This is a genomic window from Endobacterium panacihumi (assembly GCF_050847465.1).
GTDB lineage: Bacteria > Pseudomonadota > Alphaproteobacteria > Rhizobiales > Rhizobiaceae > Neorhizobium > Neorhizobium panacihumi.
The window spans coordinates 137,804-153,652 of the sequence record NZ_JBOZRA010000005.1 but is presented as its reverse complement, the minus strand read 5'-3'; the positions used below and the strand labels follow the sequence as shown (position 1 = coordinate 153,652).

16 protein-coding genes are annotated in these 15,849 nt (G+C 59.0%); 9 read left to right on the top strand and 7 right to left on the bottom strand.

The window, feature by feature from the left end; all coding sequences use genetic code 11:
* Nucleotides 1-66 precede the first annotated feature (66 nt).
* The 4 genes from ACRQ1B_RS20750 (at nucleotide 67) to ACRQ1B_RS20735 (ending at nucleotide 4,917) form a co-directional block, all read left to right on the top strand.
* On the top strand, nucleotides 67-780 hold the full coding sequence (locus ACRQ1B_RS20750; RefSeq protein ID WP_432295945.1) for an ABC transporter ATP-binding protein: 714 nt from the start codon (nucleotides 67-69) through the stop codon (nucleotides 778-780).
* Nucleotides 777-3,323 (top strand): ABC transporter permease, encoded by a 2,547-nt coding sequence (locus tag ACRQ1B_RS20745; protein WP_432295944.1) that lies wholly within the window; start codon nucleotides 777-779, stop codon nucleotides 3,321-3,323. Before ACRQ1B_RS20750 ends, ACRQ1B_RS20745 begins: the two co-directional genes overlap by 4 nt.
* Nucleotides 3,324-3,518: 195 nt before the next feature.
* Complete coding sequence (locus ACRQ1B_RS20740; RefSeq protein WP_432295943.1) at nucleotides 3,519-4,253, top strand: Bax inhibitor-1/YccA family protein; 735 nt, start codon at nucleotides 3,519-3,521, stop codon at nucleotides 4,251-4,253.
* A 106-nt stretch (nucleotides 4,254-4,359) separates the two neighbouring features.
* Nucleotides 4,360-4,917 carry a GNAT family N-acetyltransferase gene (locus tag ACRQ1B_RS20735; protein WP_432295942.1) on the top strand — a complete coding sequence of 186 codons (558 nt, stop codon included), beginning with the start codon at nucleotides 4,360-4,362 and terminating at the stop codon, nucleotides 4,915-4,917.
* Nucleotides 4,918-4,929: 12 nt separating this feature from the next.
* On the opposite strand, the gene ACRQ1B_RS20730 is transcribed toward ACRQ1B_RS20735, so the two are convergent.
* The 4 genes from ACRQ1B_RS20730 to acnA form a co-directional block, all read right to left on the bottom strand.
* Entirely contained in the window at nucleotides 4,930-5,319 is a 390-nt protein-coding gene (locus ACRQ1B_RS20730) for a DUF2794 domain-containing protein (RefSeq protein ID WP_432295941.1), read from the bottom strand.
* Between the two features lie 310 nt (nucleotides 5,320-5,629).
* Nucleotides 5,630-6,379 carry a DUF1223 domain-containing protein gene (locus ACRQ1B_RS20725; RefSeq protein ID WP_432295940.1) on the bottom strand — a complete coding sequence of 250 codons (750 nt, stop codon included), beginning with the start codon at nucleotides 6,377-6,379 and terminating at the stop codon, nucleotides 5,630-5,632.
* 189 nt (nucleotides 6,380-6,568) lie between these two features.
* Nucleotides 6,569-7,306, bottom strand: coding sequence for a TSUP family transporter (locus ACRQ1B_RS20720; RefSeq protein ID WP_432295938.1), 738 nt, complete (start codon nucleotides 7,304-7,306; stop codon nucleotides 6,569-6,571).
* 95 nt (nucleotides 7,307-7,401) lie between these two features.
* Entirely contained in the window at nucleotides 7,402-10,095 is a 2,694-nt protein-coding gene (gene acnA / locus ACRQ1B_RS20715) for an aconitate hydratase AcnA (protein ID WP_432295936.1), read from the bottom strand.
* A 270-nt stretch (nucleotides 10,096-10,365) separates the two neighbouring features.
* Here acnA and ccmA point away from each other — a divergent pair, with 270 nt between their 5' ends.
* Genes ccmA through ACRQ1B_RS20690 form a run of 5 tightly spaced genes read left to right on the top strand, consistent with a single transcriptional unit; the run spans nucleotide 10,366 to nucleotide 13,281 of the window.
* Entirely contained in the window at nucleotides 10,366-11,010 is a 645-nt protein-coding gene (ccmA, locus tag ACRQ1B_RS20710) for a heme ABC exporter ATP-binding protein CcmA (protein WP_432295934.1), read from the top strand.
* Nucleotides 11,007-11,666, top strand: a complete 660-nt coding sequence (gene ccmB, locus ACRQ1B_RS20705; protein ID WP_432296141.1) for a heme exporter protein CcmB — start codon at nucleotides 11,007-11,009, stop codon at nucleotides 11,664-11,666. Before ccmA ends, ccmB begins: the two co-directional genes overlap by 4 nt.
* A gap of 43 nt (nucleotides 11,667-11,709) precedes the next feature.
* On the top strand, nucleotides 11,710-12,480 hold the full coding sequence (locus ACRQ1B_RS20700; RefSeq protein ID WP_432295933.1) for a heme ABC transporter permease: 771 nt from the start codon (nucleotides 11,710-11,712) through the stop codon (nucleotides 12,478-12,480).
* Nucleotide 12,481: 1 nt separating this feature from the next.
* On the top strand, nucleotides 12,482-12,667 hold the full coding sequence (ccmD, locus tag ACRQ1B_RS20695) for a heme exporter protein CcmD (RefSeq protein ID WP_432295932.1): 186 nt from the start codon (nucleotides 12,482-12,484) through the stop codon (nucleotides 12,665-12,667).
* Entirely contained in the window at nucleotides 12,664-13,281 is a 618-nt protein-coding gene (locus tag ACRQ1B_RS20690; RefSeq protein WP_432295931.1) for a DsbE family thiol:disulfide interchange protein, read from the top strand. The genes ccmD and ACRQ1B_RS20690 overlap by 4 nt, the downstream gene beginning before the upstream one ends.
* Nucleotides 13,282-13,300: 19 nt before the next feature.
* Here the strand turns inward: ACRQ1B_RS20690 and ACRQ1B_RS20685 are convergent, their stop codons facing one another.
* From ACRQ1B_RS20685 to ACRQ1B_RS20675, 3 genes are all read right to left on the bottom strand, one after another.
* On the bottom strand, nucleotides 13,301-14,488 hold the full coding sequence (locus tag ACRQ1B_RS20685; protein WP_432295930.1) for a GGDEF domain-containing protein: 1,188 nt from the start codon (nucleotides 14,486-14,488) through the stop codon (nucleotides 13,301-13,303).
* 112 nt (nucleotides 14,489-14,600) lie between these two features.
* Nucleotides 14,601-15,188 (bottom strand): DUF2585 domain-containing protein, encoded by a 588-nt coding sequence (locus ACRQ1B_RS20680; protein ID WP_432295929.1) that lies wholly within the window; start codon nucleotides 15,186-15,188, stop codon nucleotides 14,601-14,603.
* Entirely contained in the window at nucleotides 15,185-15,832 is a 648-nt protein-coding gene (locus ACRQ1B_RS20675; RefSeq protein WP_432295928.1) for a septation protein A, read from the bottom strand. Before ACRQ1B_RS20675 ends, ACRQ1B_RS20680 begins: the two co-directional genes overlap by 4 nt.
* Nucleotides 15,833-15,849 lie beyond the last annotated feature (17 nt).

Below are 15,849 nucleotides of genomic sequence, written 5' to 3'. Positions count from 1 at the left end.
CCTGTTCGCCGGACCTTGCCGGCATCCCAATTACCGCTGTTACATGCCAATATAGGACGCCTGCGCGTGACTAAAACCATCATCGAGCTGAAGAAGGCTGATCTCACCCTCGGCAGCGCCGCAGCATCCGTGCATGTGTTGAAAAACATCGATGTCCAGATCGGTCGCGGCGAAGCTGTCGGCATTGTCGGCCCATCCGGGTCCGGCAAGTCTACCCTTCTGATGGTTCTCGCCGGTCTCGAGAGACTGGACAGTGGCGAAATCGTCATTCTCAACACGCCGCTTCATCAGCTTTCCGAGGATGGACTTGCCGATTTCCGCGGGCGCAATATCGGCATCGTGTTCCAATCGTTTCATCTGATCGCCAACATGACGGCAATCGAGAACGTGGCGGTGCCGCTGGAACTGGCCAATGTCGCCAACCCGTTCGAGATCGCGCGGCAGGAATTGATCGCCGTCGGTCTCGGCGAGCGTCTCAACCATTACCCGGGCCAACTCTCCGGCGGCGAACAGCAGCGTGTGGCGATTGCCCGCGCGCTTGCGCCCTCGCCTTCCGTTCTGATCGCTGATGAACCAACCGGCAATCTCGACACCGAAACCGGACGGCAGATCGCCGATTTGCTCTTCTCCAAACAGGCCGAACGCGGCATGACCATGCTTTTGGTCACACATGACAACGCACTCGCAGCGCGCTGCTCGCGGCAGATCCGTGTGCGATCAGGCGAAATCGTCGCCGAAGGTGCTGCTCCCGGCAGCGTCGGAGAAGCGATCCGCGCATGAGAAACAGCACGTCTGCCCGCCTGTCGATCGCGCTTCGCCTCGCCATCCGTGAAATGCGCGGTGGCCTTTCCGGCTTCTACATCTTTCTTGCCTGCATTGCGCTCGGCACCGGTGCGATCGCTTCGGTCAATTCCGTTTCACGCGCCATTACGGGTGCCATCGCCACGCAGGGCCAGAGCCTGCTGGCCGGCGACGTGCGGTTCGAGCTGAACAATCGCGAAGCAACCGAAGAAGAGCGCACCTTCCTCAACAGCCTCGGCACCGTGTCGGTTTCCACCAATCTTCGCTCAATGGCGCGATTGCCAGATGGATCCGACCAGACATTGGCGGAGGTGAAAGCGGTTGATGGCGTTTATCCGCTGTATGGCCAGTTGAAGACTGAACCGGACATGCCGCTCACCAACATCCTCACCCATGAGGACGGTGTCTACGGCGCGATCGCAGCGCCCCTCCTTCTCGACAGGCTGGGCATCACGGTCGGCGACGAGGTGCTGCTCGGCAGTGCCCGTATCAAGATCAAAGGGACGATCGTCACCGAACCGGATGCCGTTTCCGAAGGTTTCGGCTTTGCTCCGCGCCTGCTGATCGCACGTGATGCATTGGTCGCATCCGGCCTGATCACCACCGGCAGTCTTGTCGAACATGCCTATCGCATCAAGCTGGCCGACCCCTCCACCAGTCGAACCGTCGTGGCCAATGCCAACAAGCAGTTTCCGAGTGCCGGCTGGTCGGTTCGCAGCAGCGACCGCGCAGCACCGTCACTCACCGAAAATGTCGACCGGTTTTCGCAGTTTCTCACGCTTGTCGGGCTGACCGCCCTGATTGTCGGCGGTGTCGGCGTTGCGAACGCGGTCCGTGCCTTTCTCGACAGCAAGCGCACGACCATCGCGACGCTGAAATGCCTTGGCGCCCCCGCTTTCGTCGTCACAGCCACCTATCTCTTCCAGATCCTGATCCTTGGTGGCGTCGGCATTGCGATCGGCCTGGCTGTCGGCGCGGTCGCTCCATTCGTCGCCCTGCGCTTCCTTGAGGGTGCCTTGCCCGTTCCGGCCGAAGTAACACTTTATCCGTCTGCACTGGGTATTGCCGCGCTGTTCGGCCTGTTGACGACCTTTGCCTTCGCCATCCTGCCGCTCGGCCATGCGCGCGAAGTTCCTGCCACCGCGCTCTTCCGCGAACAGGGTTTTGAACAGACACGCCTGCCCCCCTGGCCTTATCTCGTGGCCGGCGGCATTGCTCTAGCCGCATTGGCCGCACTGGCCATCTTCGCTGCTGAGGACCGTTTCATCGCATCCGTCTTCCTCGGCGCGGTAGCCGCCGCCTTCATACTACTGCGCATCGTTGCCGGCGGCATCGCCACGCTGGCGCGTCGTTGTCCGCGCGTTGCCTCTCCGGCTTTGCGGCTGGCCATCGGCAATATTCATCGGCCCGGCGCTCTCACGCCATCCGTGGTTCTGTCACTTGGTCTCGGTCTCGCCCTGCTCGTCACCCTTACACTGATCGACGGCAATCTGCGCCGCCAGTTGAACGGCACGATGACGCAGAACGCACCCAATTTCTTCTTTGTCGATATCCAAAGTGCCGAACGTCAGGGATTTGTCGACATTCTGAAGCAGCAGTCACCGCAGGGCACGATCACCGAGGTACCGATGCTGCGCGGACGCATTCTTGCCTTCAATGGCGAGGACGTCGCCAAGATGAACGTACCATCCCAAGGCCGCTGGGTGCTGCGCGGCGACCGCGGCATCACCTATGACGCCAATTTGCCGACTGGCTCAAAACTGGTGGAAGGCGAGTGGTGGCCGGACGATTATAACGGCGAACCACTTGTTTCCTTCTCGGCGGAAGAAGCCGGCGAACTGGGGCTGAAGATCGGCGACACCGTCACGGTCAACGTGCTCGGTCGCAATATCACCGCCAGGATCGCGAATTTCCGCAGGATCGAATGGGAATCGCTATCGATCAATTTCGTCATGGTGTTTTCGCCCAACACGTTTAGAGGCGCACCACATGCCTGGCTGGCAACGCTGACGGATACCGGCGCGTCTCCGCAAGCCGAGGCGGCGATCCTCAAGACCGTTACCAATGCGTTCCCCACCATAACCAGCGTCCGAGTAAAAGACGCGATCGATATCGTTGACCAACTTGTGGGCCAGCTTGCGACCGCGATCCGCGCCGCAGCAGCCGTTGCGCTGATTGCCTCGGTTCTGGTCCTTGCCGGCGCACTCGCAGCTGGAAACCGCGCACGTACCCATGACGCGGTCATCCTGAAAACGCTAGGCGGCACGCGTTCCATGCTGATCCGGGCTTTCAGCTACGAATATATGATCCTTGGAACTGCAACGGCGATCTTTGCCCTGTTCGCAGGCACCGGCGCTGCGTGGTATGTGGTGGCGAAAATCATGCGTCTGCAATCAACCTTCATGCCTGACGTAGCCGTGTTGACGCTGGTGATTGCACTGGTTCTGACAGTCGGTATCGGCCTTGCCGGTACATGGCGCATTCTGGGACAGAAGGCAGCACCCGTATTGCGCGAACTCTGATGCCGGACCTGACGTTCGTCAGGTCTCATATCGAAGCTGAACCATTAAATTATCTTCACTTTCAGGATTCGGGCTTCAAAGCCTTGAATGACAACGCAACTACCAGCATATTCTCCTCATGCTTGCTGGAGCTCCGCAGCGGCGCCCGGGATTTTCCTGCACACCGAAGATATCTCGGAGCTTTGAGAGGAAACCATGGCTGATCCGTACAACTACCAAGACCGCACGGCACGCGGCGGCGTACAGTCGGGCGCGATGATCGATCAGGGCCTACGGGCCCATATGCTGAAGGTGTATAACCTGATGGCGCTCGGTCTTGCGATCACCGGCCTGGCGGCTTACGGCACCTATACCGCCGCACTCAATAGCCCCGCCTTTGCCCAGGCAATGTATGGCTCACCGCTTCGCTGGGTGGTGATGCTTGCACCAGTCGCTCTGGTCTTCTTCATCAGCTTCCGCATCCACAAGATGAGCGTTGCTGCTGCGCAGATGACGTTCTGGATCTATGCGGCGCTGATGGGCCTGTCGCTGTCGTCGATTTTCCTGGTCTATACCGGCCAGAGCATCGTGCAGACCTTCTTCGTTACCGCTGCTTCCTTTGGCGCGTTATCGCTTTACGGCTACACCACCAAGAAGGACCTGTCGGGGATGGGTTCGTTCCTGCTGATGGGTCTGTTTGGCCTGATCATCGCGATGATCGTCAACATCTTCCTGGCCTCCACCGCCCTCGACTTCGCCATTTCGGCGATCGGCGTGCTGATCTTCGCAGGCCTTACCGCCTACGACACCCAGAAGATCAAGGAAATGTATTACGAAGGTCACGATGACGCCACCACCGGCCGCATGGCCATCATGGGCGCACTGAACCTGTATCTGGACTTCATCAACCTGTTCCTGTTCCTGCTGCGCTTCATGGGCAACCGCGACTGAGCAATCAGGTGATTACAGTGAAAAGGCGGCGGGTCAGCCGCCTTTTTTGTTGCCCAGACCTGATGCCCGGCATAGGCTCGGTCACCCTCCACAGTGATGTCCCGTCATGACCTTTCGCCTTCGCGATGCTATTATCGCCGACCTCTGCGCCATTACCGACATCTATCGCGACAGCGTGCTGAATGGCACGGCGAGCTACGAGATCGCCCCGCCGGACCAGTCCGAAATGACCCACCGCTTTCAAGCGATCAAGGACAAGGGCTACCCCTATATCGCCGCCGAAGCGGAGGATGGAACGCTCCTTGGATATGCCTATGCGTCGGCTTTTCGCACGCGCCCCGCCTATCGATGGCTTGTGGAGGATTCGATTTATCTGTCGCCGGAAGCGCGCGGCAAAGGCGTCGGCAAGGCGCTGCTCAGGGAACTGCTCGCTCGCTGCCAAGCACTCGGGTTCAGGCAAATGGTCGCCGTTATCGGCGGCGCCAGTCCGGCCTCTGTCGCCGTTCACAAAAGCCTTGGCTTCGAGATGACCGGCACGATGAAGGGCACCGGATTCAAGCATGGCAAATGGCTGGATACAGCCTTCATGCAGATCGCCCTCGGCGAGGGAACGGGTTCTGAGCCGGATATGGTCGCCTATCCCGGTTCGCTGTACACCGAATAAGCGGCCCGCGACTCAATCGATCAGCTTCAGCACCTTGTCGAACACTTTCAGCACCTGCGGCAAGTCGTGTCCACGCTTGAGGATCATACCATGTGTGTTCACGACCGAGAACGCGCCCTGCTTGGCTGCCAGCTTCGGATTTTTCTCGATGCGAAAAAGCGGCATTTCGCCGGACCGCTTGAAGACGGAGAAAACCGCTTTGTCCTTCAAATGGTCGATGGCGTAGTCTTTCCACTCGCCCTCACCCACCATGCGCCCGTAAATCCATAGAATGGCATCAAGTTCACGTCGATGGAATGTTATGGGAAGCGGGTCCCGGTTCTGTCTGTACTGGTTGAGATCGACAACAACGGTGCTGTCCTCGGGGTTTGATCCCCTCGGAAAATCCGGCTGATCAGTCATCACGGCTCCAGATCGACTATTGCAGAGATATGACAGTGTGCCTCAGCAAGGATAAAATGCAAGCGCGGACGGTTGAGTTGGAGAAGCGCTGCAAAATCAGCAGCTGCAAACCGACAAGGTTATTTTTCTCGCCGCATTTCGGTCAAAACAGCGCCCGAATCCGAAGCGAGATTGGCATTGTTGGTTGACGCCTTCGCGTCAAACAAGCCCGGTCCGGAGCGCTGACCCTTACCCCCAGCCCCCCAACGCCTCGGATCGGGCAACCAACACCCTTTCCCGGCATCAGTGCCAGATTTTCGCGGTAAAAACGTCAGTCGCGCTTGCGACCGGCCATCAGCACGGTTGCGCCGACGATTGCGGCAGGTTCACCGCTCGGGGTCGAGGATTGCAACAGAATGGCGCAGCCATCCTTCTTGCCCTTACCCATGGTTCGGGCGGGTACGGTGATCTTCATATCCTTGCCGTCCCACATGCCGACGGTCTGCACATCATAGACGCTGTGCCAATATTCCATCTGCTTGCCGGTGTTTTCGCCCTTCTGGACCTCGACCTTTTCCTTCTTGGTAAAGTAGGCAATGACGATATCGGCCTTGCCAGCGCCGGCGCCGATATTGATTTCGATTTCTTCGTCGTTCATGGCGGCCTTGATCGGCACGGTCATTCCCTGCCCGGCCATCTTCATGCCGTCCATCTTCTGATTGATGGCAGCGATATCAGTTCCGATCAGATGCTCACGACCGTTCACGACCGCCTGAGGCGTGTAAACACCACTACGCCCGAAGGCGTGGGCATAGCCATACTGGCGTTCGGTATTTTCCTTCGAGCTCAGCGTGTCCGTCCAGCCGAGATAGTTCCAGTAATCGACATGATAGGAAAGCGCGACAACATCGCCCTGCTCGACCAGTTTTTTCAAGGCGGCATCGGCAGGCGGGCAAGAGGCACAGCCTTGCGAAGTGAACAGCTCGACGACACCTTTCGGCTCCGCAATATCGCCTGCGCAGGCCAGACCGGCTGAAAACAGGCCGATCAGGAAAGCGGCGTTACGGACAGTCGACAACATCGAATAAAACCCTCTGGGCGAACCGGACATCACAGCGGTGACGAAACGGCCACGCACATCTTACCCTGCAAAATACTCAATCCATCCGGTCAAACGGAAGTCACAACAGGGTGAGGACCAGATACGTGATCGGTTTCCCTGCCATGTTTCTTGAAGATTTGCCATGAATTGCTGAAAAAACCTTTTGCGTCAAACCAGTTTCAGCAGACCTTGGGTCAAATAAACGGCACCGACAGCCGTCACCACCCATCGCGTCCAGGCGCGGAAGTTTGCATCGGTCATCTTCTGCAGGATGCCATTGCCGGCCCGCGCGCCGAGAATGGCGATTGGAGCAGCGATCAACACGGCGACGGCATCAACGGTTGGAAGTTGCGTGACCGCCTCCCAGTAGAAGGCAATCTTGGCCAGATGCGACAGTGTCTGGATCGACGCTTTTGTGGCGATGATCTTGCGACGATCCATCTCGGTACGGATGAAAAAGATATCGACAGTCGGACCGGCCACGCCGACACTGATTGTCATTGCGCCCGACAGCAGCCCGGCCAGAAAGGCATGTGATGGGCGTGACGCATCAAGCTGCAGCTTGTTGACAGGCAACCAGACAAGGATCGGCATCAGACCAACGCCGATCAGCACCACCATGAGGCTCGGCGTGTAATTGGTGATGAACAGAACGAGAGCCGAAACCGCCACGCCCGAACACAGAATAGAGAGAATCTTCCAGTCGATATAGGCGCGTGAGAACCATGCCCGCGAGCCGTTCGAAACCATCTGGATGACGCCCTGGATCGCGATGGCGGTGCCGACAGGATAAAGAAAAAGCAGCACCCAGAGCAGGATCAGCCCGCCCGCCATGCCAAAGATGCCGGAGAGCAACGACGTCAGGAAGACGGTCACCGTCATTCCGATGAAGATGATGAGGGACACGAGCGGAAACCTGAAAGGAATGCTTTGCAGGCGCAATTTGCGCCAGAAAGGAAAACGCCCGCCGGATGGACCGGCGGGCGCTCTGTCGTTTGGCCTTATGCGGCCAGATCTCGAAGAACGGTCTGCAGAATGCCGCCGTTGTTCATGTAGATGACCTCATCGAGCGTATCGATGCGGCAAAGGATTTTGACTTCCTTCTCCGTGCCGTCGCCATAGGTGATCTTGGCGATCTTCCATTCGCGCGGCTTGATGTCGCCTTCGAGGCCCTCGATGGTGACGGTTTCGTCGCCCTTGAGGTTCAGCGACGCCCAGGTCGTGCCTTCTTCGAAGGTGAACGGGACGACACCCATGCCGACCAGGTTCGAACGGTGAATACGCTCGAACGACTGCGCGATGACGGCCTTGACGCCGAGAAGATTGGTGCCCTTGGCAGCCCAGTCACGCGACGAGCCGTTGCCGTATTCGACGCCGGCGAAGATGACCAGCGGCGTGCCCTCTTCCTTGTACTGCATGGCCGCATCGTAGATCGACATCTCTTCCTTCGACGGATAGTGGATGGTGTAGCCACCTTCCTTGCCGTTCGGGCCGAGCATGTGATTGCGGATGCGGATGTTGGCAAACGTGCCGCGCATCATCACTTCGTGGTTGCCACGACGGGTGCCGTACTGATTGAAGTCCGCCACAGCGACGCCGTTTTCGGTCAGGTAAGCACCAGCCGGCGAAGCAGCCTTGATCGAACCGGCCGGAGAGATGTGGTCGGTGGTGATCTTGTCGCCGAAGAGACCGAGGACGCGCGCGCCCTTGATGTTCTTTAGGCCCGAACCGGTTTTGCCCATGCCGACGAAGTAAGGCGGGTTCTGCACATAGGTCGACTTGTCGTCCCAGGCATAGGTATCGCCTTCCGGAATCTGCACGGCCTGCCAGTTTTCGTCGCCCTTGAAGACGTCCGCATACTTCGATTCGAACAGTTCGCGGGTGACGTATTTCTGGATGAACTCCTGCACTTCGGCAGAGGTCGGCCAGACATCCTTGAGGAAAACCGGCTGGCCATCGCTGCCGATGCCGAGCGGCTCCGTCGTCAGGTCCTTCTGCACCGTACCGGCCAGCGCATAAGCGACGACGAGCGGCGGCGAAGCGAGGTAGTTGGCCTGGACGTCCGGCGAGATGCGGCCTTCGAAGTTACGGTTGCCCGAAAGCACGCCCGAAACGATGAGGCCCTTGTCGTTGATCGTCTTGGAGATAGGGGCCGGTAGCGGACCGGAATTGCCGATGCAGGTCGTGCAGCCGAAACCGACGAGGTTGAAGCCGAGCGCATCGAGCGAATCCTGCAGGCCGGACTTGGCGAGATATTCGCCGACGACCTGGGATCCCGGAGCGAGCGAGGTCTTCACCCACGGAGCCGACTTCAGACCCTTGGCAACGGCGTTGCGGGCGAGAAGGCCGGCAGCGATCAGAACCGATGGGTTGGACGTGTTGGTGCAGGACGTGATGGCGGCAATCGCGACGTCGCCATGACCGAGATCGAAATCCGTGCCTTCGACCGCATAGCGGTTTTCCAGCTGACCCGGCTTCTTGTATTCGGTATCCATCGAGCCGGCGAAACCGGACGCGATGTTTTCCAGCGGAATACGGCCTTCCGGACGCTTCGGGCCGGCCATGGACGGCACGACGTCGTTGAGGTCGAGCTCGAGCGTGTCGGTGAACACGAGGTCGGAGCCATCGTTGTCACGCCACATGCCCTGTGCCTTCGAATAGGCTTCGACAAGCGCGATACGGTCCTTGGTGCGGCCGGACATGTTGAGATAGTTGACGGTTTCTGCGTCGACCGGGAAGAAGCCGCAGGTTGCACCGTATTCCGGGCCCATATTGCCGATCGTCGCACGGTCTGCGACCGGCATGTTGTCCATGCCAGGGCCGAAGAATTCGACGAACTTGGAAACAACGCCCTTCTTGCGCAACATCTGCACGACGGTCAGCACGAGGTCGGTCGCGGTGACGCCTTCCTTGAGCTTGCCGGTGAGCTTGAAGCCGATGACTTCGGGCAGAAGCATCGAGACCGGCTGGCCGAGCATGGACGCTTCCGCTTCGATACCGCCGACGCCCCAGCCGAGCACGCCCAGGCCGTTGATCATCGTGGTATGCGAATCGGTGCCGACGCAGGTGTCCGGATAAGCGGTCACTTCGCCGTCTTCCTCGTTGGTCCAGACGGTCTGGCCGAGATATTCGAAGTTCACCTGGTGGCAGATGCCGGTGCCCGGAGGAACAACCCGGAAATTCTTGAATGCCTGCTGGCCCCACTTGAGGAAGCGATAACGTTCGCCGTTACGCTGGTATTCGAGTTCGACGTTCTTGGCGAAGGCGGTCGGCGTGCCGAATTCGTCCACGATGACCGAGTGGTCAATGACGAGATCGACGGGCACGAGCGGGTTGATCTTCTCCGGATCGCCACCGAGCGATTTGATGCCGTCGCGCATGGCAGCAAGGTCAACGACTGCCGGAACGCCGGTAAAGTCCTGCATGAGAACGCGGGCCGGACGGTAGGCGATTTCAGCCTCGGCGAGACCCTTGTTGTTCAGCCATTCGGCAACAGAGAGGATCTGCTCCTTGGTGACGGACTGGCCGTCTTCGAAGCGCAGCAGGTTTTCGAGCAGAACCTTCATGGAGAAGGGCAGCTTCGAAACGCCTGGCAGACCATTCTGCTCGGCCTTCGGAAGGCTGAAATAGACATAGTCCTTACCGCCTACGGTAAGGACGGAGCGACAATTGAAACTGTCGATAGATTTAGCCACGGAAAGTAACCCCGCTGATATCAAGAGCCAACACGCGCGTGCGGACGCCTATGCACTGGAATGCACTATAGGATGCGGGTGCGACCATTTCCGCTGTCCGCACGAGAAGATTTTGTCTTCAGGTCCGGCGCTAGGTGGAAATCACGCCGGCCGCTGGCGTGGTTGCGATGCTTATAGATAATTTCTAAGAAGCGTTCCAGACACTTTGACGCAGGATACGAAACAATTTTTTGCGTCTAGATGATTAAAAACTTAAACGAGACCTCGCAGATGCGACTGATGGTAGAAGCCCTGAGCGCAAGACGCGGAGAAGACCTTATTTTCAAGGATATCTCCTTCACGCTCGAGCGCGGCGAAAGCCTTGTTCTGACGGGCCGCAACGGTTCCGGCAAGTCCACCCTGCTGCGCGCAGTGGCCGGATTGTTACGACCGGACAGCGGACGGGTGATCTGGCAGTCCGAAGGCGCAGATGTCGAGACGCGTGCTGCCGAAGCCTGTCATTATCTCGGTCACCGCAACGCCATGAAGGCGGAATTGTCGGTCAGCGAAAATCTCGGCTTCTGGAAGAGTTTCATCGGTGACTTTCCGGGTGGTCACGGCATGGCGATCGGCGAAGCAGCCGAATCGGTCGGGCTCGGAGACATCACCCATCTCCCGTTCGGTTACCTCTCAGCGGGCCAGCAGCGCCGCATGGCCTTTGCAAAACTGCTCGTCGCATGGAAACCGGTGTGGATTCTCGACGAGCCGACAGCGGCCCTCGATGTCAACGCGGAAGGTGTCTTTACCACACTGATAAAGGCGCATCTGTCGAAAGGCGGCATCGTGCTCGCCGCGACACACCAGCCGCTCGGACTGGAAAACACAAAGGAACTGAAAATGACGGGGTTTGCCGGTGTGATGGAGAGCATGTGGTGATCGCTCTCCTTCTCCGTGACATCAAACTTTCCGTGCGTGCCGGTGGTGGCGCTTTGATCGGCGTGCTGTTCTTCACGACGGTCGTGGCCGTCATTCCGTTCGGGGTCGGGCCGGACCTCAATCTTCTGTCGCGAATCGGTCCCGCCATCGTATGGATCGGCGCCCTGCTCTCGGCACTGCTCGGCCTCGACCGCATGTTCCAGACCGACCGCGAGGATGGTTCGCTCGATCTCATTCTCATGCAGGAACATCCACTTGCTCTGACCGTGCTGATCAAATGTCTCGCGCACTGGCTCGGCAACGGCTTGCCGCTGGTGATTGCCTCGCCGCTGCTCGGCCTGTTCATGAACATGGACGAGGTGGCGATCGGCGCGACCATGCTGACGCTTCTGGTCGGCACACCCGCACTCACCTTCATCGGCGCCGTGGGCGCGGCCGTCGCCGTTGCCCTCCCCCGCGGCGGCCTGCTGGTTTCCATCCTCGTTCTGCCTCTGGCCATCCCCGTACTGATTTTCGGCGTCAGCGCCTCTTATGCCGCCGTGCAGGATCCGGCCCCTTTCATGCCGCCATTCCTGATCCTGGTGGCAATCACGATGTTTTTTGCCGTCCTTGGCCCATTGGGTGCCGCACTGGCTTTAAGAAATGCCGGCGATTGACTAGAAGCAAAGCCTTAGGCCGCGTAGCCAAGTAGAAAGCCCCATGTCTCAAACTGCTGCTTTGACAAAACTGATCGATCTCGCCAACCCGACGCGGTTCCTGAGCCTTGCGGCGCGCATTCTTCCGTGGATGGCGGGGATCACCCTGATCCTGTTTATGGTCGGTCTCTATCTGAGCTTTGCCGGCGAAGGCGATTACCAGCAGGGTATGACGGTGCGCATCATGTATGTACATGTGCCGGCCGCATGGCTGTCGATGATGTGTTATTCGGTCATGGCGGCATCCGCGATCGGCACGCTGGTCTGGCGGCATCCGCTGGCCGACGTTTCCCATAAGGCCGCAGCGCCGCTTGGCGCCGCATTCACGCTGATCGCGCTGGCTACCGGCTCGCTGTGGGGCAAGCCGATGTGGGGGACATGGTGGGTGTGGGACGCACGCCTGACCTCCGTCTTCGTGCTGTTCCTGATGTATCTCGGCCTGATCGCACTCAACCGCGCCATGGACGATCCGGGCAAGGCTGCGCGTGTTTCGGCCGTGCTGATCCTTGTCGGCTTCGTCAACATCCCGATCATAAAATTTTCGGTCGATTGGTGGAATACACTGCACCAGCCGGCAAGCGTTATCCGCATGGGCGGCTCGACGATCGACAGCACCTTTCTCTGGCCATTGCTGATCATGGCTATTGCCTTCACCATGCTGTTCTTCACGCTGCATGTCGCAGCCATGCGAAACGAGATCTGGCGCCGCCGCGTCAGCGCGCAGCGCCGCATGGCAGCCCGCATGGCCGGCCAGACCGTTGAAAAGGGTGCGTGACATGACCCATACATTCTACATTGCCATGTCCTACGGCATCGCCGCTCTCATCAGCCTCTGTCTGATCGCCTGGGTCTGGCTGGATGGCCGGGCCCGGAGCAGAGAACTGGCGGAACTGGAAGCATCTGGTGTTCGCCGTCGTTCGGCACCAAAGACCGCTGCTACGCCGGAAGGTGAGCAGGCATGACAGGCTCACCACAAACGACGCAACAGAAGCAGCCGGAAAGCCAACGCCGCGGTTTGGGGCGTTATGCTCTTGCGTTCATTCCACTTGTTGTGTTTGCCGGTTTTGCCCTCGTGGCCGGCAAGATGCTCTACGACCAGGACGTCAACGGTCGCGATGTCTCCGCCATTCCGTCCGCCTTGCTCGGTCAAAAAGCGCCGTCACTGGCTATGCCGGCCCTTGAAGGCGTCAATCTTCCGGCGCTGACGGATGATGCCATCAAGGGCAAGCTGACGCTTGTCAACGTGTTTGCCTCATGGTGCGTACCGTGCCGTCAGGAACACCCGATCCTGAAAAGCTTGGCCGAACAAGGCCAGCTGAACATTGTCGGCATCAACTACAAGGATCGCAACGACAACGCGCTGCGTTTCCTCGGCGAATTGGGTAATCCCTACACGGCGATCGGCGTCGATCCGAACGGCAAGGCCGCGATCGATTGGGGTGTTTACGGCATTCCGGAAAGTTATCTGGTCGGCCCCGATGGCACGATCCTTTACAAGAAGGTCGGCCCTTTCGACAGCCAAAGCCTCACCAACGGCCTGCTGCCGGCGATGGAAAAAGCGCTGTCCAAATCCTGAGAAACAGATAATCGGTGGCTCAGGCCGCCGAGATGCTGTGAATGGTGGCCGTGGTTTCCGGCCGCTGCCGCCCATCGATGACGACACGATTACGACCGGCATCCTTTGCCGCATAAAGGCAGCTATCGGCGCGCGATATCGCGTCATGCACAGAGCGATCATTGCGGGTGAGTGCGGAAACGCCAAAACTTGCCGTCACGGTGCGGCGAATGCCGGTCGTTTCCCAACGACGGTTGGCAAAGGCGTGACAAATCACCTCCGCATGCACGCCGCCTTCGGTCATCGACATGCCGGGCAGAAAAGCGACGAACTCCTCGCCACCGAACCGGGCAATCAGTGCGCCCTCCGGTAGTTGCCGCCGAAACAGTTCGACCAGCAGCTTGATAACCACATCACCGGCGGCATGTCCGTAATCATCGTTCACGCGCTTGAAATGATCGACATCACTGCAGATGATCACCCCGCGTTCCGCTCCCTCACCCAGATCGGCGATGGCACGGTCGAAACCACGGCGGTTCAGCGCATCGGTCAGCGGATCGCGATGCGCCGCATCCTGATGACCTCCGATGACATCAAGAACCGTTGCGGCAAGCGCCGTCAGCGCCATCAGGAAACCGATAAGGCTGGCGCCGACCTGCATGAAGAAGGCGTAGTCGGAGGCCAGAAATCGCTCGAACCCCAGATAGGACTGGTCGGCCAGCACGAACGTCATGGTAACCAATCGCACCAGGGTTTCGACGAAGACGAGGCTGACGATACCGAACAGCGCGAAATCGATCGGACGGTGCAGATCGCGAACCACGGCTGCAAGCGGCAGGGCAATAAGAGCCAGGCAGAAGACGTCACTGGACAGCAGTTCGCCACGCATGCTGTCCGCGATCAGGACGAAATAACCGATGGAGGCCATGCCGGCCGCCCAGAGCGCCATGCGTGCTTTACGAAAACGCGGGCGACGGAACCGCAGGAGGAGCGCGTCACCGAACAGATAGAAGCCGGTGAAAAAGAAGGCGTTCGCCAGAACCGCCTGCCCCCGCGCCGGCAGGAAACCAAGCAGCATGGGTGTGGCGAAACCGAGAGCGGCGGCGATATAACCAAAACCCCAGGCAGGGGCACTGCGGTCGCCCAGTCGCGCCACCCCGAAGAACACCAGACCGAAGGTCAGGAAGATGAAGGGCAGCAGATAGGCAAAATTATCCTGGGATTCCATGTCGTCCTCGCGACGCGGCCTAAGGGGTACATCCCCCTCCACGAACTGACATTCAGGTTCTAGGACGCGACTGTTAACGAAACCTGATTGAGAGACAGCAGATACACGCCCTTTACAGGGCTGACTGCCACTCGCGCACCGCATCCACAGGGGAAATCAGCATCAGCACGTTGAGCGTCAGATTGTCGCGGATCAGATAACCGGTCAGAAGCTCGAAGAATATCGCGATCACGACCGTCATCCAGACCGGCAGGCGGGCCGCAATAAAAAATCCGATCATCATGGACACCGTATCCATGGCCGAGTTCAAAATGCTGTCGCCGTTATAACCGAGCGCCATGGTGGCGGAGCGATAACGGTCGATGATGATGGGCGAGTTTTCGAGGATTTCCCAAGCCGCCTCGATCAGCACGGCCAGCGACAGCCGGGCCGCAAGCGGCGCGCGGCGCAGGATGAGCCAGCCGAGGCCGTAAAACAGGAAACCGTGGATGATGTGGGACGGTGTGTACCAGTCAGCGATATGCTGCGAATTGCCGGGTGAATTCACGCCCGGTTCGAACAGTTTTATATAGCCGCATTCGCAGATCGGAATGCGGCCCATGAAATAAAGGATGGCGATCTGCGCGATGAACAGAACCAGCGCGCCGATGAGCCAGCGATGCGATTGTGAACCCGGTTCGGAAACGCCCAGCGCCGTCACTTGCCGTTATCCGTCGCCGTGTCTTCGATCGTGTGGCGCATGATCAGCGGCATCTGCGAGAGCGTGAAGGCGATGGTGATCGGCATCGTGCCCCAGACCTTGAAATTGACCCAGAACTGATCGGAAAAATTGCGCCAGACGATTTCGTTGATGACAGCGAGGAACAGGAAGAAAATGCCCCAGCGAACAGTCAGTTTCCGCCAGCCTTCCTCATCCAGCCGGAAGGCAGCGTTGAAGACATAACCGAGCAGCGACTTGCCGAATAGCAGACCGCCCAGCAGAACGACGCCGAACAGCGTGTTGACGATGGTCGGCTTCATCTTGATGAAGGTTTCGTCCTGCAGCCAGATCGACAGGCCACCGAACACCATGACGACGACGCCCGAGACGAAGGGCATGACCGGCAGGTGCTTGAAGACGATTTTCGAGACGATCAGTGAAATGACGGTAGCGACCATGAACAGCGCCGTCGCAATCAAAAGCGGCCCGCCGATGGCGGTCAGCGCGGGAAACTTTTCCGCCAGCCATTCGCCGCGCAGGTTACCGAAAAAGAACACTAGCAAAGGCCCGATTTCCAGCGCCAGCTTGAGGCCGGGATGCTGCTTTTCTTCCTTGGTCGGCGTGGTGTCGCTTTCGATCTGCATGGCATCCAACTTCTTAA